Source organism: Pseudomonas sp. BGI-2 (assembly GCF_004310295.1).
Lineage (GTDB): Bacteria > Pseudomonadota > Gammaproteobacteria > Pseudomonadales > Pseudomonadaceae > Aquipseudomonas.
On sequence record NZ_SISB01000058.1, the window covers coordinates 1 to 19,516 of the forward strand.

Genomic DNA, 19,516 nt, shown 5'->3' on the forward strand with positions numbered 1-19,516 from the left:
CTCTACAGACAAGGTCAGGAGCAAATCCTGCCTTCAGGAGCGATCGGCCTCCCCCAGAAACGCACTTGCTGTTGTATGAATCCTTAAGCGTAACCTCTCTCGTTGGAATCAGGGTCAACATACAAGGGGCGAGCCTTTGTGGCGAGGGGATTTAGCGAAACGTCGCACCGCCCCGTTGGGCTGCGAAGCGGCCCCAAAATCTACTATCGCGTTTTTTCAGCCGCACCACGTTCAGCGAATTACGACTGCTGCGCAGCCGAACGGGGATAAATCCCCTCGCCACAGGGATATTCGGTGTTGGTGAAGTTGCGTTCCTACCGCGTGGGGGACCGATGATTCAGCTGCGCACAACTTTCCAAGACGTTTCCTACAACGTACCCTGTTGCCGCGTTCCAGCATCGCCCCCTATAGTTCGGACTCGCGGAAAACTTCGCGAACGACCTTGGCCGGTCGGATACAGGAACGCCAGCTAACCCGACACCGTTCAGGCGATTAACGTCTGAAACATTGTGTTATGGCGGCTGTGCGCGGGACACCTCCGGGTGTGCCGGGGTCCTGTAGCCCGGTCGGCCAACCCGCGTATGGCTGCCACCTTTTTCGCTTGGCCGCGAATGGTGGTTGCTCTAACTACAGGAGTTTCACCAATGTCCGACCAAGTCATGCCCCGTTACCTCCCCATCGACACCTACGACGCCGAAAAACCCGGTGCTCTTCATCAATACCCACAAAGAACTCAGCGACCTCGCCGCCTGCGCCGCGCATCGCTTTACCGTGGTTCGCGATCTGGCAGACACCTTGTCCAGCCTTGGCCTCAAAGGTATTTCCGATTGTGATTTGACGCGCGTAACCGGCGCGGTGCATCTGCTGATGCGCGAAGGGTGCGCGATTCTGGGTGTGATTCAGGCGCGGGCGTTGCAGCGGGAGGAGGGGTTTAAAGCCGCAATATAGCGGTGTTTGAGCTGACGCTATCGCGAGCAGGCTCACTCCCACATTGGATCTCTTGTGAACACAAGTCCTGTGATCGACTGAGATTCAATGTGGGAGCGAGCCTGCTCGCGAAGAGGCCATTGCAGTCGCTACAAATACGTCAGCTGACAGCTATTCCTTCACACTCATAAACTCTTCCGCCCAACGGATGTATTCCTCAGGCTGCGTATACGTGTGAGTCAGCTCGGTAGCGCTCAAATCCGAGGCTTGGGTAAAGATCTGCCGCTGCTCGCGCAAGCTGTCGTAAGTCGCTTTGATCGCCGCGAAGTAAGCGCCGTGACCGTCAATGGTCACCCGCACGCCCAGTTCAGCCAAGCGTTTGTCGTCGCGCAGGGCCGGGTTGCCGTAGGTCACCAGCATCAACGGCACGGTCAGGTGTTCGGCGATTTTCTCCAGTTGATCGAAGTCTTGCACGCCCACCATACAAATCCCGTCTGCCCCGGCTTGCTGGTATTGCCGGGTGCGGCTGATGATTTCCTGGACCGGCAGGATCCCGGCGTTGGTACGCGCAATGATCGCCATTTCCGAGTCGACCCGGGCTTCCAGTGCCGCGCGAATCTTGCCGACGCCTTCCGCCACCCCGATCAGGTCGGTGGATTTGCGCCCGAATTGCGCTGGCAGCAGGGTGTCTTCGATGGTCAGGGCGGCGATGCCGGCGCGTTCCAGTTCGACGATGGTGCGCATCACATTGAGCGCGTTGCCGTAGCCGTGATCGGCGTCGGCGATGACCGGTAATTGAGCGACACGGCCGATGCGCGTGGCCTGTTCGGCGAACTCGCTGAGGGTGATCAAGGCAAAGTCGGGGGCGCCCAGCACCTGCAACGAGGCGACCGAACCACCGAGGATACCCACTTCAAACCCCAGGTCAGCGGCAATGCGGGCCGACATCGGGTCAAAGACCGACGCCGTGTGATAGCAGGCGTTGGAAGCAAACAGCTCGCGGAAGTTACGGCGCAAATCTTGATGAGAAAGCCTGGACATATGAGTTCCACCAATACAAAGGAATGGAAAGGCTTGAGCAAAGGTGTCAACGCCGAAGGAACAAAAGGCTATCACGCGGACGAGGGGAAGATGATGACGAATTTTGCGGGGCGGCTCAGATAGGCGCAGACCATTGTTGCTAAGGGGTTTGCCTGTGGCTAGGGACTTGTCTGTGGTGAGGGGGTTTACCTGTGGCGAGGGGGTTTAGCGAAACGTCGCACCGCCCCGTTCGGCTGCGCAACAGTCGTAAATCGCAGAACGCGGTGCGCCAGGAAAAAAGTGATGGCAAGTTTTGGGGCCGCTTCGCAGCCCAGCGGGGCGGTGCGACGTTTCGCTAAACCCCCTCGCCACAGGGTGGGGAAGGTTTCATATTACGATTACGCCGCAACAGCCTGTCGCTGTTGATTGGGCAGCGACACCGCCCGCACAGAATTACCCGGTTGCAGCTGCAGGCGTTTGGCCGTGAGTCGGTCGACGATCAGGCTGTTGCCCACCAGCCTCGCCTGGGCGGTGGTGATGCGGCAGTTTTCCAGGCGGCGGTTGTGGATCAGCCATACCGGGGCCTGCTCGTCAGGCGTACCGATGGCCAGTACCAGCGGTTGGCTGTCGCGCACGGTGCGGATTCTCGCGACCGGGGCTTCGATCACCGGGCCTGCGTCGAAGATGTCGATGTAGCCCTGATGAACAAAACCTTCGGCCTTGAGGATCTTCAGCGCCGGTTCCGTGTTCGGGTGTGCCTTGCCGATGACGGCCTGGGCCTGTTCGGTGAGCAGGCAGGTGTAGAGCGGTTGGCGTGGCATCAGTTCGGCGATGAATGATTTGCTGCCCAGCCCCGACAGGTGATCGGCGTGGCTGAAATCCTTCTTGAAGAAGTGCCGGCCCAGGCTGTCCCAGAACGGTGAACAGCCGTGTTCGTCGGCGCTGCCGCGCAATTCGGCGATGAGTTTGTCGCCGAACAGGTGCGGGAACTCGGCAACGAACAGCAGGCGTCCCAAAGACAGCAACCGACCATTACTGCCATGGCGTTGATCGGGCCGCAGAAACAGCGAGCAGATTTCCGATTGGCCGGTCATTTCGTTGTTCAGGAACAGCGTCGGAATCTGCCGCTGAATACCCAGGTCCGGCGACGAACTGACCGTCAGCCCGACCCGATAGTTGTACCAGGGTTCACGCAGGCCAACGGCGCCGGCCAACGCACTGATGCCGACCACTTGCTGATCGTCATCTTCCAGCACGAACAGGTAGTCGGCATCCGCACGCTCGACCTGCTCGGCGAAGGTCCGCTGGGCCCAGCGCACCCGGTGCGTCAGGCGTTCTTCGTTGGCCGGCAGGGTGGTGAAGCCGGGGCCGGCCGTTTGCACCAGATCCATCAAGGCGGGCAGGTCGGTGATGCGAACCGGGCGGACAATCATGATGCAGCTCCTTCTTCGCGCCAGTTCGGGCGCTGTCGTTGGGCACGGGGCCGGGTGATGCTCACAGGGCAATCAGCCGGATCGGGCTGCCATCAGTGACGTTCAGGGCGGCGCACATCTCGGCGCTCAACCCCACCGGTTGCCCGGTCTGGACATTCAGCTCGGCGACGATGGCGCGATAATCCTTGAGCGCATCGTTGCTCACCAGGTAACTGCCGAGCGCATCGATGGGCGAAACCAGTTGCGCCGTGCCGGTCTGGCTTTGGGCGATGGAGAGGATGTTCGAGGTCCGTGCATACAGCGTCGGGCCAGCGTCGAACAGGTCGATGTAGCTGTTGGTTTCAAATCCCTCGCGCTCAAGAATATCGAAGGCCTCCTGGCCATCGGGGTGGATCCGGCCGATGCATTCCTGTGCAGCCTGGGGCAGCATCGGCACGTAGATTGGGTAGTGCGGCATCAGTTCGGCGAGAAAGGTCCGGCTCTGCAGACCGCAAAGCCGCTCGGCCTCGGCGTAAGGCAGGTCGAAGAAGTGCTTGCCCAGCGCATCCCAGAATGGTGATTGCCCTTCATCGCTGCTGTAACCGACGATCTCGGTGATCACCGCTTCGGAAAAGCGCCGCGAATGGGCGGCAATGAACAACAGACGCGCCCGGGACAGCAACTCTGAAAACCGTGTGCGCACCAGCGCCGTGTCGATATGAAAGCCCCGCAGCAAGGTGTGGCCGCTGAGGTCCTGGCACAACGACAAGGCCGGTACACCGTGCTCGATGTTCAGCTCCCGGGAAGCGCTGGTGAAGTGACGGTTGCGCAAGCTGTAGAACGGCTCGTTGAAGCCCGCGGTGGCGAGGATCTCCGAACAACCCACCAGATGCCCGGCCGTGAGATCCTCCAGCACGAAGAAATAATTCTCCGGGCCATGAACCTCAACGTCGCTCTCGAACGAGGTGCAGGAGTCGAGAATCCTCAGCCGCAGGCGTTCCGTGTCGTCCGGCAAGGACGTGACACCGACCAGACTGTCGCGCGCCAGTTGTTGCAACTGGGGCAGGTCGGTTAACTCGACTGGGCGTAAGACCAGCATGGATGTACTCCTGTATCAAAGGGTTCGGCGATGTGTCCCGAACCTGACTATCACTGTCGGTTTCCACGCATTAAATCGGCGGTCGCCTGATTTGTTGTCAGACGCCGCTCTTTTTCTTGTCAGCCGTTGCTCGGGTCGGGCAATACCGTGCTGGCGCCCAGCTTGTTGAGGAAAAACAGATAAACCAGGCCCAAGGCAATCCAGATCAGGCCAAGCTTTTGTGCATCGACGCCCATGTTGTACATGATGGCCGCGACGATGATGAAGCCAATCACCGGGCAGATCAGATGACGGATCACTTGGCCGGACTTCTGCCGACGCCAGTAGTAATTGATGACGGTCAGGTGCAGCAACATGAATCCACTCAACGCGCCGAAGTTCACCAGCGAGGTGAGGGTGTCCACCGAGTTGATGAACAGGTAGCAGATCACCAGCGACAGCACGGCCACCAGGTAGATGCTCAGGTAGGGGGTGTTGTGTTTCGGGTGAACCTTGGCCAGCACCTTCGGCAGTTTGCCGTCCCGGGCCATGCCGAACAGCAGGCGCGATACCGCCGCTTGTGAAGTGATGGCGACCGCTACACCCCAGGCCAAAGCCGTGGCCACGCCCGTCAGGGTTGCCAGCCAACTGCCGGCGGCGATTTCAGCGATTTCATAAAACGCGGTGTCGGCGGAGGTGAAGCCCATGCCGGCCGCCAGGTCAGTGGCAATCCAGGTCTGCGCGACGAAGATCACGCCCATCACCAACAGGGTGATCAGCGCCGCCTTGCCGACACTGCGGCCCGGGTCGCCCTTGATTTCTTCGGCAAGGGTGGAGATCGCATCGAAACCGAGGAAGGACAACACCGCAATTGACACGGCTTGCATCAGCAGGGCGAAGTTGAAGGTTTCGGGGTTATACAGCGGCGCCAGGGTCAGCTGACCGTTGCCGCCGCCGTTGTGCAGCGCATCCCAGGCGTAGAACAGGAAGATCCCCAGCACCACCAGTTGCGCCAGCAGGAAGACAATGTTCATGCGTGCGGTGAACGTGATGCCCCGAAGGTTGACGAAGGTCGCGCTGACCAGAAAGGCCAGGATGAAGCCGACTTTGGGAATGTCCGGGTACAGGTGATTCAGCGCCATGGCCGCGTACACGTAGAGCAGCGGCGGAATCAGCAGGTAATCGAGCAGCATCAGCCAACCGGCGATAAACCCGACATGCGGATTGAGGCCGCGTTGCGCGTAGGAATACACCGAACCCGCAATCGGAAAGGCCCGCGCCATGCTGCCGTAACTCAGGGCCGTGAACAGCATCGCAACCATGCCGATGATGTAGGCCAGCGGCACCATCCCTGGCGCTTCGGCGTTGACGTAACCGTACACACCGAACGGGGCGATGGGGATCATGAAGATCATCCCGTACACCACCAGGTCGGTCAGCGACAGGCTACGTTTCAACTCTTGCTTGTAGCCGAATTCTTCTATTTCCATGAAGCCCTACTCCTTGGGATGAAAGCAGCCACGAGCTGCGAGTTTGACGTGATTCTTTTACAACAGCGGTGCCAGGTAAGCGGTCCAGCGACTGACGTTTTCAGGGGTGCGCAGCAGATCGTTGCGCACCTCGATCAATACCGATTCCAGTCCCCGTGCATCGCCGTGGACCGGCACGGTCATATCGCCCCGCGGGTTGATTTTGTACGGTTCATCGCCGGCAACCTTCAAGGGGTACTGGCTCAACCCGTCAATCAAGCGTTGGGCGTAGCCCTTGGCTTCACCAAACAGCACGCCGACTTCCAGCGCGCGTGGCTGGCCGTGGAAAACCGGGGTGAAGCTGTGAATGCCGACGACCCGAACCGGTCGCCCTTGTGCGATACGTTGGTCGATCAAGGTTTGCAGCCGGGCATGAAACGGTTTGAACAGGCATTCGCGGCGGTAATCGCGCGTCGCCTCGTCCAGATCACGATTACCCGGTATCTGATAAATCTCGCTCTGCGACGGGATGCTGTCCGGCGCATGGCGCGGGCGGTTGAGGTCAATCAACAGCCGTGAGTAATTGGCCGCCAGCAATGTTGCCCCGATTGCCCGGGACAGACCCTCAGCCAGTGCCAGTGCGCCAATGTCCCAGGCGATATGCTCGCGCGCCGCGTCGTGACTCAGCCCCAGGTCATTTAACCCGGCCGGGATAAAACGGCTGGCGTGTTCGCACACCAGAATCAACGGGTGCTCCGAGTCTTCGCGGCTCAGGGTGTACGCAGGCTCGGTAAAAAGACCGCGTTCAGCGGATTCAGTACAGGCGTGCATAGTGCTCACAGCGTTCGGCGGGCGACAGCTGGTCCGTCAGCGTCATTTCCTCGGTTTTAAGGGCGAAGTAGGTGTCCATCAACGCGCTCGGCAGGGCTTCGATCAGCGCCTCGCTGTTGCGCAGGCACTCGAGCGCCTGGGCAAGTGAAGCGGGCAGGGCGACGATGCCTCGGGCGTGGCGTTGTTTTTCATTCAGGGAATCGGGGACTTCATCGGTGATCGCGTTCAAGGCCAGGCGTTGCTCGATGCCCAGGCGACCGGCGATCAGCAGTGCGGCCATGGCCAGGTGCGGCGAAGCCGTGGCGTCCATGGCGCGAAATTCCAGGTTGTACTGCGCCGCCACGGATTTGCTGCCCAGGCTCACCGTCGGGCAGATCCGTAGCGCCGCTTCGCGGTTGCGCTGGCCGAGGCAGGCGTAGGAGGCGCTCCAGTGATGCGGCTGCAAACGCTCGTAGGACACCGGTGTCGGCGCGGTAAACGCGCAGAGCGCCGGCAAGTAATGCAGGATGCCGGCGGCCCAGTGCTGGCCGAGGGTCGACAGGCCATTGACGGTGCCGGCGTCGTACATCAGCGGTTGACCGTCCAGGTCCAGCAGGCTGACGTGCAGATGGACGCCGTTGCACACGGCATGCTCGGACGTCTTGGGCGCGAAGCTCACGTCCAGGCCCATCTGCCGGGCGATTTCGCGGGTGATCTCGCGCACGTTCACCGCGCGATCCGCCGCCGCCACACCGAGGGCGGGGCGGCAGGTGATTTCGTATTGATGCTTGCCGTATTCGGGCAGGAACATTTCCGGTTCGACGCCGCCGGCACGCAGGGCACTGAGCAGCCAGCCACCGAACTCGGCACCCTGACGCTGAGCCTCAAGCGAGAACGCCAGCTGATCAGCCGCGTCGCTGCTCAGGTTGAATTCATGTTCGAACGCGGCATTGACCTGCAAGCCCAACTCGGCGCGATAACGCTGCACTTCATTGCGCAACAACGTTCGCGGACAGGCGCCCCAAGGACGGCCATCGGTTTCGTTAATGTCGCCGTGGATGAAGTCCAGCGCCGGGGCCGTGGTATCCGGGCCATTGCTGACCGTCACCCGGCTGCTCAGGTCGGGAATCAGGCGCAAGTCGCCATAAGCGCCCCACGGGTTGGTGGAGGCGATGATGTCTTGCGGGGTCAGCGCGCTGTTGGCCGGCACCCAGCCGCAACCCGCCGCCCGATAGTGTTCAAGTTCGTCCGTCGGGAACGAGCGTCCGCGGGTCACGCCGATCAGGTCGGTGGTGACGATGGTGGTCATGGGCAGCGGTGACAGGCTTTCGCTCATGGCTGCATCTCCTGCAACCGGCCGAGCACGGTCTGGGTGTCGGTGATCCAGCAATAACCCTTGATCGCGTTCATGCAGGCTTGATGACGCGCCGGCGTGTAGGTCGCACAGGCATCCTCCACCAGCGTCACCAGGTAGCCACGGTCCGCGGCGTCACGCACGGCCATGTCCACGCACTGGTCGGTGACGATGCCGGCGATGATCAGATGCCGCGTTTCAAGGTTGCGCAGCACGTAGTCAATGTTGGTGGAGTTGAACACCCCGGAGGAGGTCTTGGGCAGGACGATTTCGTTTTCTGTCGGTGTCAGGTCGTCGATGATCCGCGCCGGCGCACTGCCCTTGGGCAAGTGCATGTCCGAGAGTTTGTGGTCCAGCGAGCGGTCGCGGCCATCGGCAGTCAGGCTTTCGATGATCGTGTGCAGCACGTTTTGCCGCGCGCTGCGAAAAGCGCTGAGCAGCCGGCGTTGATTGGGCACCACCTGCATGTGGGCGCGGGTCAGGAAGTATTCGCCGTCCGGTCCGTTGAGGTGCGGGTCGAACTGCGGTTCGAGCCAGGCACGCTGCATGTCCACCAGCAACAGCGCGGTGTGATCGGCAGTGAACGGTAAGTCCCGGGGCGAACGGTGGGGGAGCGTGAACATCCTTATTTATCCTCCAGCAGGTGGGTGTCGAAGTCGGTCCGCAGGGCATCGATGCCTTCCAGGCGATCGGCCAGCTCCGGACTGCGCAGGGTCAGGCAGGCAATCAGCGCCTCGACCTGGGCCAGCGCCGGGACCATGCTGTCGAAGGCCGACAATGATTCCACCGGCGCACTGATGATCAGGTCGGCCATTTCCCGCAGCGGTGAAGCATAGATGTCAGTGAACAACACCACGCGGGCATATCGGCTTTTCGCCGCATTGGCCACGCGCAGGGCTTGTGATTGGTAGCGGCGATAGTCGAACACCAGCACCACGTCCTGGCGCTGCACATCGAACAGCCGGTCCGGCAGTTGCGCGTTGTCATCCAGGGCGAAACAGCCCGGGCGCAGCAGGCGCAAATGGTTAAGCAAATAGTTGGCGAGGAAACTGCTGAAGCGCCCGCCAAAGCAGTGAACCTGATGACGGGTATCGAGCAGCCATTCCACTAGAATCCGCACATCTTCGGGTTGGGTCAGCGCGTGGGTATCCACCAGCGCCCGATGGGTGTCCGCCAAGTAATGACTCCATGCGTCGCCTTTCTGAAGATGAGAGCGAAGTTGCAACAGGGCGCTGGGGGACCGGAGGCGGTGGTCCATATCACTGAGCAGGGCATCCTGAAAATCGGCGTAACCGCTGAAACCCAGCTTTTTTACCAGTCGCACGATGGTGGGGTCGCTGACACCGGCATGTTCGGCCAAACGTGACATCGGCCCCAGCCCGTTACGCGGGTACTGGTCCAGCAAGGCGCGAATGACTTTGCGTTCCGACGGCGTAAGGTCCAGGCCGGAATCGGTGATCAGATCTCTAAGGGTGGGCATCCGGGCTCCTGCTGGATGGGTGTGTCGGTTTTGTTTCATAAATTGCTAAAACAGTATTTATGTAGCGCACGCTACATGTCTAGCAAATTTTTCCATGGTTTTCCCAACGTCAAAAATGAGGCAAAAAGCCCGTGCGCTGGGGGCTACACGGAAGTCGACAGGGCTTGTAGTCCATCGCCCACAAGGGAGTCAGAGATTGCCGAATTTCAATGGTTAAATGAACCCGCGTCCCGTCGTTGCGGATTCAAACGAAACGCCCTGGATCAAGCGTCTTGCGGCACAATTGCGTCATTATTTGCGGCATCGTGCCGTTTTCCATTTCATCGACAGGGTGATAATCCGTGCAGGCAACCCGTTTGACCCTGATGTGTCACGCTCGAACCGTCGCACAAAAATTGGCGTGTTTTCCTACGAATGAGCCGTTGGAATTTTATAGGCAATCGGCGAAGGGTTCGCGTACCCGTCAGTTTACGGGGGCGCCACGGGTGCTCTGTGGTCCGGAGTTGCGCACGCAGCAGACGGCCGAGATGTTTGGCAGTGACGTTGAAATCGTCTCGGCGCTGAGGGATTGCGACTTCGGACGGTGGAACGGGGTGCGGATCAATGACCTGCAAAAGTCCGAGCCCGAGGCGCTGCAGGCCTGGCTCGACGACCCGACCTCGGCGCCCCATGGCGGTGAGTCGGTCGTGCAACTGGGTGAGCGCGTGGCGCAGTGGCTCAAGTCCCTTGAGACAACACCGGGGCATATCCTTGCCATCACCCATTCGTTTGTCATTCGCGCCGCGTTGACGCAAGTGTTGCAGGCTACGGCGTTCAACCTGATCGACGTCGAACCGCTATCGGCCATCGAGTTGCGGTTCACCGGCCGCTGGCGCCTGCGTTTGCTTGAAGGAGTCATTTGATGAAAAAGCTTCTGGTCATCGGCATCGGCGCCGGCAACCCCGACTACATCACGATGCAGGCCGTGAAGGCGCTGAACCTCGTGGACGTGTTTTTCCTTATGGACAAGGGCCAGAGCAAAGACAAGCTGATCGACCTGCGCCGTGAGATCTGCGAGCGTTACATCACCGGTCACGACTACCGTTTTGTCGAAGCCCACAGCCCGGAGCGTGAACGCGGGGATGTGGACTACAAAACCAGTGTCGAAGATCTGAATCTTGCCAAGCAGCAAACCTTCGAGCGGCTGATCAATGAGGAAATCTCCGACGATCAGTGCGGTGGTTTTCTGGTGTGGGGCGATCCGGCGTTGTACGACAGCACCCTGCGGATTTTGCAGGCAATACTGGCCTCCGGCCGCTGCGCGTTCGAGTATGAAGTGATCCCCGGCATCACCAGCGTTCAGGCACTGGCTGCGCAGCACAAGGTGCCGCTGAATCGCATCGGCCGCTCGATTGAAATCACCACCGGCCGGCGGTTGGCGGCGGGGCAGGTGAGCGACGCCGACAGCCTGGTGGTGATGCTCGATGCCGAGGATTCCTACCATCAAGTGGCGGATCAGGAGACAAAGATTTACTGGGGGGCTTATCTGGGGACGCCGGATGAGATTTTGATCAGCGGCAAGCTCAAGGACGTGGCGGATGAGATTGAGCGGGTGCGCAAGGCGGCGCGGGTGGCGAATGGGTGGATTATGGATACCTACCTGTTGCGTAAGCCTTGAGGTAGGCGGTGTCTGGGCGGACGCCTTCGCGGGCAAGTCGGATCGCCGCACCGCTCGCTCCTACAGGTATTGCGGTGCCTTTGTAGGAGCGAGGCTTGCCCGCGAAGAGGTCCTCAAATACACCTCAAATTATGGCTTTTATCCCACGCCCAAACCGCTCCCGATACACCGAGGGCGGCACGCCCACCACCCCTCGAAACGCCACCCGAAAACTCTCCACCGAGCGATAACCACACTGGTCGGCAATCTGATCGGTGTTCTGATTCGTGCTCTCCAGCAACTCCCTCGCCCGCGCCAGCCGCTCATGCTGCAACCACGCCTTGGGCGGCATTCCTGTGGCTTCAGTAAACCGGCGCAGAAAGGTCCGTTCACTCATCGCCGCCTCACTCGCCAGTTCGCGAACCTCCAGCGGTTCATGCAAGCGCTCACGCGCCCACTGCAAGACGCGGGACAAATCGCTGCGTGGCGTTGGACTGACGGGCGTAGGAATAAACTGCGCCTGCCCGCCGGTACGTTGCGGCGACATCACCAGACGCCGCGCCACCGAGTTGGCCACCTGGGTGCCGAAATCCCGCGCTACCAGGTGCAGGCACGCATCGATACCTGCCGCGCTGCCCGCCGAGGTGATCAACTGACCGGAATCGACGTAGAGCACGTCCGGGTCCACCAGGATGTTCGGAAAACGTTCGGCCAACTCAGCGGCGTAGCGCCAATGCGTGGTGGCGCCGTGGCCGTCCAGCAGGCCGGTCGCCGCCAGCACAAACACGCCGGAGCAGATCGACAGCAACCGCGCACCCCGCGCATGGGCCTGGCGCAGGGCGGCGAGCAAGTGTTCCGGCACTGGCGCGTTGCGGTCTCGCCAGCCGGGAATGATGATAGTGCGGGCGTCTTCGAGCAGATCCATGCCGCCATCGGCCAGGACCTGAATGCCGCCCATGGCGCGCATCGGGCCCTGATCCACTGCCACGATACGGTGCTCATACCAAGGGAAATCGAACTCCGGCCGCGCCAGACCAAAGATCTCCACGGCGATGCCGAATTCGAAGGTACAGAGGCCGTCGTAGGCCAGAATCGCGACCAATCCAGGGTTAGGCTGCATATGGCGGAAAGTTCCCGGTGAGTGTCTTGTACGCCACTGTAGTCGCAAGCGTTGGGCGGATAAAGTCTTCTCACACCCACTCAAGACTTTGGAGTACAGCCCATGACCAGCCTGGTCCGCACCATTCCCGCAGCACCTTCGGCCATTGCCCTGATGCATTTCAGCAACCGTCTGACCTTCGAAACCGACTGTTCCGACGTGTACAGCAGCCAACAGGCCGGCGACGTGGATTTTGTCCTGGTGGACGTGCGCGGACCGTTGGCATTCGAACGCGGGCATGTGCCGGGTGCGATCAACATTCCGGGACGACTGCTTACTGCCGAGGGCCTGGCGGACTACCCGACATCCACCTTGTTTGTGGTCTATTGCGCCGGGCCGCACTGTAACGGTGTGCAAAAGGCTGCGGTGAAACTGGCGGCGCTGGGGTACCCGGTCAAGGAGATGATCGGCGGGGTGACCGGGTGGCTGGATGAGGGGTTGGAGTTGAGTGTGGTGGTGCAACGGCCTGCCACCACCATCATCGGTTGCGAATGTTGATGTAGTGGAAAAGATCGCAGCCTCGTTTCACTCGACAGCTGCTACAGGGGATCGTGTAGACCTGTAGGAGCTGTCGAGTGAAACGAGGCTGCGAGCTTTTGATCTTGCTTCTTTAATCTGCCGCTGCCCACCACCCATCCAGCGTCGCCTGCAACCAGTCATTCACGGCTGCGTAAGCGGCGGTGTCCTGTTGCCCTCGAGGCAATGGTGACTCATCTCCAAAGTGCGCATTAAGCATCGCCACCGACTGCGCATTCCACTCCGGGTGAAACTGCAATCCCACCCGTTTTGGCCCCATGCGATACATCTGCTGTTCACATTGCTCACTGCTGGCCAGCAATTGCGCATCGGGTGGCAGGTCGATTGCATCTTCGTGCCACTCCAGCACCTTGAGGGTCTGGCCATCGACGAACGTCACGGTGGTCCAGCCGGTTTCGGTGCGATCCATCCGCCGCACCTTCCCACCCAGACTCAGTGCCAGCAGCTGCGCCCCCAGACAAATCGCAAACACCGCCGCGCCCCGACCCAGGCTTGCCGCCAGCCACTGCCGTTCCGCTTCCAGCCACGCCGGCCCGGCGTTGGATTCATAAGGCCCACCCAACACAATCACAGGCGCCGTACTCACCGGCGGTAACTGGCCGAGGTCGGCGCGAAAGACGTTCAGCGTCAACCCTCGGGACGCTGCCCAATCGGCAATGGCGCCAGGACCTTCAGAGGGGTGGTGCTGGATCAGATTCAGTGTGGGCATCGGTGCTCTCTTGTAGTTTTTGCGTGTAGGTTTTGTCTGAAAAAAGGGCTTGTCCTACAGTCCATGCACCGCCTTGGCGCACGCTTCAAGGGCTTTGAATCGGCCGGCCACTTTTCTATAAGTATTTGTCGCTTTAACACAATTTACCCTGTGAAAGCCGCTCTAGACTGCCGGCCACTTCGGTCTTCACCGACCGAAAGTCACTCGAAAGCTGCCAATAAAAGCCTCCGCACACAGGAGTTATAAATGAAGAAGCTAGTGATGTTTGGTGCCCTGGCACTGTCGATGTTGTCCCTGACCGCTGTGGCCGATGAAGCCAAGCCGATCCGCATCGGCATCGAAGCCGGTTACCCGCCATTCTCGATGAAAACACCCGACGGCAAGCTCACCGGTTTCGACGTCGATATCGGCGACGCGCTGTGCGAGCAGATGAAAGTGAAGTGCACTTGGGTCGAGCAAGAGTTCGACGGCCTGATCCCGGCACTGAAAGTGAAGAAAATCGACGCGATCCTGTCGTCCATGACCATCACTGACGATCGCAAAAAGAACGTCGATTTCACCATCAAGTACTACCACACCCCAGCGCGCTTCGTGATGAAGGCCGGCACCGACATCAAAGACCCGCTGACCGAGCTCAAAGGCAAGAAAGTCGGTGTGCTGCGCGCCAGTACCCACGACCGCTTCGCCACTGAAGTGCTGGTGCCGGCTGGTATCAACCTGGTTCGCTACGGCTCCCAGCAGGAAGCCAACCTGGACATGGTCTCTGGCCGCGTTGACGCGCTGCTGGCCGACTCGGTCAACCTGGACGACGGTTTCCTGAAAACCGACGCCGGTAAAGGCTTCGCTTTCGTCGGCCCGACTTACGAAGACGCCAAGTACTTCGGCGGCGGCGCCGGTATTGCTGTGCGCAAGGGCGATACCGAGCTGGCGGACAAATTCAACACCGCCATCACCGAAATCCGCGCCAGCGGCAAGTACAAGCAAGTGCAAGACAAGTACTTCGACTTTGACGTTTACGGCCAGTAATCACGCCGTGCAAAAAAGTGGCAACCGTTGACGCGGTTGCCACTTTTTTTATGCGCTCTCTCTGTTGAAATGGATATCCCTTGTAGGAGTGAGCCTGCTCGCGATGGCGATTTTTCAGTGGAAAATTTGCTGTCTGACATACCGCTATCGCGAGCAGGCTCGCTCCTACAGGTGATCTCAGTGCCTCTTATATCGGAGTTCCCATGCAACGCATCGACCATTCACTGCCCTGGAGCCACCTGGGCACCGAACGCACCCTCAGCGTTTTCCGTTATGGCGCGGGCACTCGCAAGGTCTACATCCAGGCCAGCCTGCACGCTGACGAGTTGCCCGGCATGCGCACGGCGTGGGAGTTGAAGAAGCGTCTGGCCGAACTCGAAACCCGGGGCCAGTTGCAGGGTGTGATCGAACTGGTGCCGGTGGCCAATCCGATCGGCCTTGACCAGCACCTGCAAGGCAGCCATATGGGCCGCTTCGAACTGGGCAGCGGCAAGAACTTCAACCGCTCGTTCATCGAACTCAGCGCCCCGGTGGCCGAGTTGATTGGCAACCGGTTGGGTAACGATGCGCAGGCCAACATCGCGCTGATCCGCCAGACCATGGGCCAGGTCCTGGACGACCTGCCGGCCCCGGCCTCGCAGCTGGAAGCCATGCACCGCTTGCTGTTGCGCCACGCTTGCGAAGCCGACATCACCCTGGATCTGCATTGCGATTTCGATGCGGCGATTCATCTGTATGCCTTGCCGCAACACTGGCCGCAGTGGCGATCCCTGGCGGCGCGCCTGAAGGCAGGGGTGGCGTTGCTCTGTGAAGATTCCGGCGGCAGTTCATTCGATGAGTCCTGTTCGTCGCCGTGGTTGCGCCTGGCGCGGGCCTTTCCCGAGGCAGCAATTCCGCCGGCCAACTTGGCGACGACGCTGGAACTGGGCAGCATGGGCGACACCCGGGTCGATCAGGCCCAGGCCAATTGCGAGGCGATTCTCGGGTTCCTCGCCGAGCAGGGATTCATCAGCGGCACCTGGCCTGCGGCACCGAGCGAGTGCTGCGAAGGCATGCCGTTCGAGGGCACCGAATACCTGTTCGCACCGCATCATGGGGTAGTGAGTTTTCTGCGTGATTCAGGTGAGTGGGTGGAGCAGGGCGATGCGCTGTTTGAGGTGGTTGATCCGCTGAGCGACCGCGTAACCACCGTGCCCGCCGGGACCAGTGGTGTGTTGTTTGCGATTGATCGCGGGCGGTACACGCAGCCGGGAACGTGGCAGGCGAAGGTGGCGGGGCGTGAGGTGATTCGGGTTGGGAAACTGATTAACGATTAGCTGCGAAATCTTCGGCGCCTTACAGGGCCTCTTCGCGAGCAAGCCCGCTCCCACATTGAATCTCCTGTGCACACAAATCCTGTCTACTGCCGAGATGAAATGTGGGAGCGGGCTTGCTCGCGAAGGGGCATCAGCAGCACCACAAATCCTCCTGCTGCTCACACAGTGTTAGGCTCTCCCCCGAATCCTGCGCTCCATGAAGGAAGGTTTATGTTGAAGCTTCTCGCTCTGCTGACGTTGCTAGCCTCGGCCACCGTCCACGCTGAAACCCCGCTGCACACCGATCTGCCGCTCAAGTACCTGGAGCAGGCCAACCCCGAATCCCGCAACCAGCCCCTGGTGATTTTCCTCCACGGTTACGGCAGTAATGAGGAGGATCTGTTCGGCATCAAGGATGAATTGCCGGCGCAATACAACTTCCTGTCTGTGCGAGCGCCGATGGTGATGGAGGAGGGTAGTTACAAGTGGTTTCGCGAGAAGGGCAACGCTGCCTACAACGGTGAAACCGAGGATCTGAAGACCAGCGGCCAGGTGCTGCTGGATTTCATCGCGCAGGCGGCGAAGAAATATCACACCGAACCCGACAAGGTGTTCCTGGTGGGTTTCAGCCAGGGTGCGATCATGTCTTATGAGGTGGCGTTGCGTCATCCCGAGGCAGTGGGTGGGATTGCGGCGTTGAGCGGGCGGATTCTGCCGGTGCTGAAATCCGAGCTCAAACCGGATGAAAAACGCCAGAAGCTGGCAATTTTCATCGGTCATGGCACGGCAGACAAACGCTTGCCCTACATCGACGGCACCGAGGCCGACAGCCTGTTGCAGAGCCTGTCACTCAAGCCTGAATTTCACGCCTATCCTGGCGTCGGTCACAGCATCAGCGCCACTGAAATGCAGGATCTGAGCGCCTGGTTGCAGCGCCTCAATCCGTAAGTCTCATTTGCCGGTAACGATCTGTTTGACCAGCGTCTCGTGGCCGCCATTGTCGCTGAGGCGGGAAATCACCTGAACGATCGCCATGCGCGTGTTGGACGCGGCCATCAGTGTGGTGTCGAGGGTTTTGCCGCCGCCCTGGGTGGCGGTGCTGTCGATCTGCCGCAGCCCTAGGCCGGTACCTTTCTGGGTCAGGCTTTTTTCGCTGAGCTTGGTGAAGTCCGGCAGTGCCTTGGCTTGTTCGGTGGCAAAGTCGGCCGCAGCGGAGTCGAGGAACGGACCGTCGTTGTCCTTGACGTTGGCGCCACCGGGGTTGGTGTTTTCAGCGGCGATCACCACGGTTTTAGTGGTCTCATTGGTGTACATGGTGCCCGTCGCCCCGGCAGTACCGGCAGCCGCGTCGCCGGCGGGCAACGGGTTGGCGATGAAGCCTTTGGGCAGGGTGAACTTGAACTTGCCGCCGAGCATCGAGACCTCTTGTGCAGGTGCTTTGTCGCTGGCAGTGGCCTTGGCGGCATAGGCATTCAACGCCCCAAGGCTGGCGGCCGCCGTCAGTAACAGGACAACGGCTTTTTTACTCAACAATGACATTCGGAAACTCCAGGGATGATCGCGCATTCGCCGCAATCATCCCATGGAACACGATTTGTAGCAGCTGCCGAGAACCGCCCTTGTAGCAGCTGCCGTTGTGGCGAGGGGATAAATCCCCTCGCCACAAGGTATCTACAAGAGTGCGGCGCGACGGGTAGTTTTTGATCGCGCCCAGAAACTACTGCGCCTGATTCTGCGGAAACAGGTTGCGGCGGGTTTCTTCGTCGAACTCGGCCTTCAACACCAGCTTCTCTTTCAATCCCTGCGCACGTTGGGCGGCCGGGCGGGCGCTGATTTCATCGAACAGACGCTTGACGTTCGGGTAGGCCGCCAGACCGTTCTCCCCAAGGATGTACGGCGCGTAACTGGCCCAGCCCCACAGCGCCATGTCGGCGATGCTGTAGGTGTCGCCGGCCAGGTATTGATGATCGGCCAGGCGCTGGTCGAGCACGCGGTAGTGGCGCTCGACTTCTTTGAGGTAGCGGTTTTTCGCATAGGGCAGGTTTTCCGGTGCGTGGTGCAGGAAATGTACGGCTTGCCCCGAGAACGGCGACAGGCCGGTGGCGATGAACATCAGCCATGACAGGAGTTCGGTTTGGCCAGCGACGGAGGTCGGCAGGAAGCGCTGATGCGTTTGCGCCAGGTGCAGCAGGATGGCTTGGGAGTCGAATACGGTGGCTTCACCGTCAATCAGGGCCGGCACTTTGGCATTCGGGTTGATCGCCAGAAAGGCTGGTAAATGTTGCTCGCCCTTGAAGGTATCAACGCCGATCAATTCGTAGGGCGTTCGCAGTTCTTCAAGCAGCAGGGCAACTTTCATCGGGTTCGGCGACGGGTGGAAAAAGAACTTCATGGTGTAGGCCTCAGTCAGTGGGTTAGGAACTGAGGCTGATGGTGGGGCAAACCTGTTCGATTGACGTACGAGGTTGTTGCTCTACTTGTTCGGAATAATCGAACGTGTTGCGGGAGCTTTTCCGCTTGCTCGCGACGTGGCGATCACCGCCCCGGCAATTATCAACACCGCAGGTGCGATCAGGATCGGACTGGCATGGCTGCGTCCCACACCAATCAGCAATAACGTCGAAATCAAAGGCGCCAGGTAGGAAAGCGCCCCCAGTGTCGCCAGACTGCCGTGTTTGGTGGCGTGGTCCCAGGCAAGAAATGCCAGCCCGACCGGCCCGAGGCCGAGCACCACAATCGCTGCCCATTGGCCGGGATCAGGCCGCACCGTGGTTTCGAAGGCCAAATGACAGATCAGGCCGGACACGGCCGACATACCGCAGATCCCGCCGATAATGCTGCTGGGCACGTCGCTGAACCGACGGTTGATCACCGAATAACCGGCCCAGATCAGCGCACAGCCGAAGGCCGCGAGGTAACCGGCGATGGGCATCGAGGCCCCAGCCTCCGGGCCGTGTTGTTGCATGATGACCGCGGTGCCGGCCAGGCCCAGCAGCGCGCCGAGCATTTGCCGTTTGTGCAGCTTTTCCCCGGCCGAAAGCGCCGAGAGCAGCACCAGCAACAGCGGCCAAAGGTAGTTGATCAAGCTGGCTTCGGCTGCCGGGGCGACTTTAAGCGCAAAAAAATACAACGCGTGATAAACGAAAATGCCCACGAACCCAGTCGCCCATACCGCCCAGGGCTGTCGCCAGCTTCTGAAGCCGGCGAGCCCGCGTCGACCCAGAATCACCAGGCTTGCCACAAAGGCTATGCCGAAGCTCAGCGTCAGCAATTCAAAGGGTGGAATGCCTTCGGTGAGGGTGGTCAACAGCGCAAGGCAGGACCAGAGAATGATCGCGGCTACGCCGACGGCGGTCGCTGAGCCGGGCGATTTTCGAGCGGAGGATACCGGGATCAAGTCAGTCATGAGTGCCTCTCCATGGCAATAAGCGGGCACCATGCGGTATAGCTTGATATTGGGATCAGCTAATACCGTTCGTCTGAACTGTCAGATATGACAGGTAGACGGCGTTACCGAGGGCGAAAACAATCACGCTGAAACTTACCGGTTTTCGGTGAGACAGGGAGTGACAAACATGCCAACGTCAAATAAACCGTCAATCCA

The 19,516-nt window shown here is 60.2% G+C and carries 19 protein-coding genes and 1 pseudogene; 7 read left to right on the forward strand and 13 right to left on the reverse strand.

Annotation, left to right across the window (positions count from 1 at the left end; translation table 11 throughout):
• Positions 1-644 precede the first annotated feature (644 nt).
• Positions 645-948, forward strand: a pseudogene (locus EYC95_RS27710) (hypothetical protein).
• 150 nt (positions 949-1,098) lie between these two features.
• On the opposite strand, the gene EYC95_RS27715 reads toward EYC95_RS27710, so the two are convergent.
• The 8 genes from EYC95_RS27715 to EYC95_RS27750 all read right to left on the reverse strand — a co-directional run bounded on the left by EYC95_RS27715 (position 1,099) and on the right by EYC95_RS27750 (position 9,550).
• Positions 1,099-1,968 carry an oxaloacetate decarboxylase gene (locus EYC95_RS27715; RefSeq protein ID WP_131063163.1) on the reverse strand — a complete coding sequence of 290 codons (870 nt, stop codon included), beginning with the start codon at positions 1,966-1,968 and terminating at the stop codon, positions 1,099-1,101.
• Positions 1,969-2,345: 377 nt separating this feature from the next.
• Positions 2,346-3,380, reverse strand: coding sequence for an arginine N-succinyltransferase (gene astA / locus EYC95_RS27720; protein ID WP_131063164.1), 1,035 nt, complete (start codon positions 3,378-3,380; stop codon positions 2,346-2,348).
• 61 nt (positions 3,381-3,441) lie between these two features.
• Positions 3,442-4,458 carry an arginine N-succinyltransferase gene (locus EYC95_RS27725; protein ID WP_131063165.1) on the reverse strand — a complete coding sequence of 339 codons (1,017 nt, stop codon included), beginning with the start codon at positions 4,456-4,458 and terminating at the stop codon, positions 3,442-3,444.
• Positions 4,459-4,577: 119 nt separating this feature from the next.
• Positions 4,578-5,927, reverse strand: coding sequence for an APC family permease (locus EYC95_RS27730; RefSeq protein WP_131063166.1), 1,350 nt, complete (start codon positions 5,925-5,927; stop codon positions 4,578-4,580).
• A gap of 57 nt (positions 5,928-5,984) precedes the next feature.
• Positions 5,985-6,737 carry an N-formylglutamate amidohydrolase gene (locus EYC95_RS27735; protein ID WP_131063167.1) on the reverse strand — a complete coding sequence of 251 codons (753 nt, stop codon included), beginning with the start codon at positions 6,735-6,737 and terminating at the stop codon, positions 5,985-5,987.
• Positions 6,721-8,052, reverse strand: coding sequence for a glutamine synthetase family protein (locus EYC95_RS27740; protein WP_131063168.1), 1,332 nt, complete (start codon positions 8,050-8,052; stop codon positions 6,721-6,723). Before EYC95_RS27740 ends, EYC95_RS27735 begins: the two co-directional genes overlap by 17 nt.
• The gene (locus tag EYC95_RS27745; protein WP_131063169.1) at positions 8,049-8,693 is read right to left on the reverse strand and encodes an isochorismatase family cysteine hydrolase; all 645 of its coding nucleotides are present in this window, start codon (positions 8,691-8,693) and stop codon (positions 8,049-8,051) included. The genes EYC95_RS27740 and EYC95_RS27745 overlap by 4 nt, the downstream gene beginning before the upstream one ends.
• 2 nt (positions 8,694-8,695) lie before the next feature.
• Positions 8,696-9,550 (reverse strand): MurR/RpiR family transcriptional regulator, encoded by an 855-nt coding sequence (locus EYC95_RS27750; RefSeq protein WP_131063170.1) that lies wholly within the window; start codon positions 9,548-9,550, stop codon positions 8,696-8,698.
• A 341-nt stretch (positions 9,551-9,891) separates the two neighbouring features.
• Here EYC95_RS27750 and EYC95_RS27755 point away from each other — a divergent pair, with 341 nt between their 5' ends.
• Together EYC95_RS27755 and cobF are read left to right on the forward strand one after the other, a co-directional pair.
• Positions 9,892-10,452, forward strand: coding sequence for a histidine phosphatase family protein (locus tag EYC95_RS27755; protein WP_131063171.1), 561 nt, complete (start codon positions 9,892-9,894; stop codon positions 10,450-10,452).
• On the forward strand, positions 10,452-11,207 hold the full coding sequence (cobF, locus tag EYC95_RS27760; RefSeq protein ID WP_131063172.1) for a precorrin-6A synthase (deacetylating): 756 nt from the start codon (positions 10,452-10,454) through the stop codon (positions 11,205-11,207). The genes EYC95_RS27755 and cobF overlap by 1 nt, the downstream gene beginning before the upstream one ends.
• A 124-nt stretch (positions 11,208-11,331) precedes the next feature.
• Here cobF and ftrA read toward each other — a convergent pair whose 3' ends face one another.
• Positions 11,332-12,306, reverse strand: a complete 975-nt coding sequence (gene ftrA, locus EYC95_RS27765; RefSeq protein ID WP_131063173.1) for a transcriptional regulator FtrA — start codon at positions 12,304-12,306, stop codon at positions 11,332-11,334.
• 102 nt (positions 12,307-12,408) lie between these two features.
• Here ftrA and EYC95_RS27770 point away from each other — a divergent pair, with 102 nt between their 5' ends.
• Positions 12,409-12,843 (forward strand): rhodanese-like domain-containing protein, encoded by a 435-nt coding sequence (locus tag EYC95_RS27770; RefSeq protein WP_131063174.1) that lies wholly within the window; start codon positions 12,409-12,411, stop codon positions 12,841-12,843.
• A gap of 112 nt (positions 12,844-12,955) precedes the next feature.
• On the opposite strand, the gene EYC95_RS27775 is transcribed toward EYC95_RS27770, so the two are convergent.
• A complete protein-coding gene (locus EYC95_RS27775) occupies positions 12,956-13,591 on the reverse strand; it encodes a type 1 glutamine amidotransferase (RefSeq protein WP_131063175.1) in 636 nt (211 codons plus the stop codon).
• A 246-nt stretch (positions 13,592-13,837) separates the two neighbouring features.
• Here EYC95_RS27775 and EYC95_RS27780 point away from each other — a divergent pair, with 246 nt between their 5' ends.
• The 3 genes from EYC95_RS27780 to EYC95_RS27790 all read left to right on the forward strand — a co-directional run bounded on the left by EYC95_RS27780 (position 13,838) and on the right by EYC95_RS27790 (position 16,860).
• Positions 13,838-14,617 (forward strand): ABC transporter substrate-binding protein, encoded by a 780-nt coding sequence (locus tag EYC95_RS27780; protein WP_131063176.1) that lies wholly within the window; start codon positions 13,838-13,840, stop codon positions 14,615-14,617.
• 203 nt (positions 14,618-14,820) lie between these two features.
• Complete coding sequence (locus EYC95_RS27785) at positions 14,821-15,933, forward strand: succinylglutamate desuccinylase/aspartoacylase family protein (RefSeq protein ID WP_131063177.1); 1,113 nt, start codon at positions 14,821-14,823, stop codon at positions 15,931-15,933.
• A gap of 210 nt (positions 15,934-16,143) precedes the next feature.
• Complete coding sequence (locus EYC95_RS27790; RefSeq protein WP_131063178.1) at positions 16,144-16,860, forward strand: alpha/beta hydrolase; 717 nt, start codon at positions 16,144-16,146, stop codon at positions 16,858-16,860.
• 3 nt (positions 16,861-16,863) lie between these two features.
• On the opposite strand, the gene EYC95_RS27795 is transcribed toward EYC95_RS27790, so the two are convergent.
• The 3 genes from EYC95_RS27795 to EYC95_RS27805 form a co-directional block, all read right to left on the reverse strand.
• A complete protein-coding gene (locus EYC95_RS27795; protein WP_131063179.1) occupies positions 16,864-17,451 on the reverse strand; it encodes a hypothetical protein in 588 nt (195 codons plus the stop codon).
• 178 nt (positions 17,452-17,629) lie between these two features.
• Positions 17,630-18,304, reverse strand: a complete 675-nt coding sequence (locus EYC95_RS27800; RefSeq protein ID WP_131063180.1) for a glutathione S-transferase family protein — start codon at positions 18,302-18,304, stop codon at positions 17,630-17,632.
• Positions 18,305-18,385: 81 nt separating this feature from the next.
• On the reverse strand, positions 18,386-19,318 hold the full coding sequence (locus EYC95_RS27805) for a DMT family transporter (RefSeq protein ID WP_131063181.1): 933 nt from the start codon (positions 19,316-19,318) through the stop codon (positions 18,386-18,388).
• Positions 19,319-19,516: the final 198 nt, after the last annotated feature.

What these genes read in the sequence shown, in the direction of transcription:
- EYC95_RS27715 (WP_131063163.1), bottom strand. Translation starts at nt 1,968, where the DNA reads ATGTCCAGGCTTTCTCATCAAGATTTGCGCCGTAACTTCCGCGAGCTG.
- astA (WP_131063164.1), bottom strand. Translation starts at nt 3,380, where the DNA reads ATGATTGTCCGCCCGGTTCGCATCACCGACCTGCCCGCCTTGATGGAT.
- EYC95_RS27725 (WP_131063165.1), bottom strand. Translation starts at nt 4,458, where the DNA reads ATGCTGGTCTTACGCCCAGTCGAGTTAACCGACCTGCCCCAGTTGCAA.
- EYC95_RS27730 (WP_131063166.1), bottom strand. Translation starts at nt 5,927, where the DNA reads ATGGAAATAGAAGAATTCGGCTACAAGCAAGAGTTGAAACGTAGCCTG.
- EYC95_RS27735 (WP_131063167.1), bottom strand. Translation starts at nt 6,737, where the DNA reads ATGCACGCCTGTACTGAATCCGCTGAACGCGGTCTTTTTACCGAGCCT.
- EYC95_RS27740 (WP_131063168.1), bottom strand. Translation starts at nt 8,052, where the DNA reads ATGAGCGAAAGCCTGTCACCGCTGCCCATGACCACCATCGTCACCACC.
- EYC95_RS27745 (WP_131063169.1), bottom strand. Translation starts at nt 8,693, where the DNA reads ATGTTCACGCTCCCCCACCGTTCGCCCCGGGACTTACCGTTCACTGCC.
- EYC95_RS27750 (WP_131063170.1), bottom strand. Translation starts at nt 9,550, where the DNA reads ATGCCCACCCTTAGAGATCTGATCACCGATTCCGGCCTGGACCTTACG.
- cobF (WP_131063172.1), top strand. Translation starts at nt 10,452, where the DNA reads ATGAAAAAGCTTCTGGTCATCGGCATCGGCGCCGGCAACCCCGACTAC.
- ftrA (WP_131063173.1), bottom strand. Translation starts at nt 12,306, where the DNA reads ATGCAGCCTAACCCTGGATTGGTCGCGATTCTGGCCTACGACGGCCTC.
- EYC95_RS27770 (WP_131063174.1), top strand. Translation starts at nt 12,409, where the DNA reads ATGACCAGCCTGGTCCGCACCATTCCCGCAGCACCTTCGGCCATTGCC.
- EYC95_RS27775 (WP_131063175.1), bottom strand. Translation starts at nt 13,591, where the DNA reads ATGCCCACACTGAATCTGATCCAGCACCACCCCTCTGAAGGTCCTGGC.
- EYC95_RS27780 (WP_131063176.1), top strand. Translation starts at nt 13,838, where the DNA reads ATGAAGAAGCTAGTGATGTTTGGTGCCCTGGCACTGTCGATGTTGTCC.
- EYC95_RS27785 (WP_131063177.1), top strand. Translation starts at nt 14,821, where the DNA reads ATGCAACGCATCGACCATTCACTGCCCTGGAGCCACCTGGGCACCGAA.
- EYC95_RS27790 (WP_131063178.1), top strand. Translation starts at nt 16,144, where the DNA reads ATGTTGAAGCTTCTCGCTCTGCTGACGTTGCTAGCCTCGGCCACCGTC.
- EYC95_RS27795 (WP_131063179.1), bottom strand. Translation starts at nt 17,451, where the DNA reads ATGTCATTGTTGAGTAAAAAAGCCGTTGTCCTGTTACTGACGGCGGCC.
- EYC95_RS27800 (WP_131063180.1), bottom strand. Translation starts at nt 18,304, where the DNA reads ATGAAGTTCTTTTTCCACCCGTCGCCGAACCCGATGAAAGTTGCCCTG.
- EYC95_RS27805 (WP_131063181.1), bottom strand. Translation starts at nt 19,318, where the DNA reads ATGACTGACTTGATCCCGGTATCCTCCGCTCGAAAATCGCCCGGCTCA.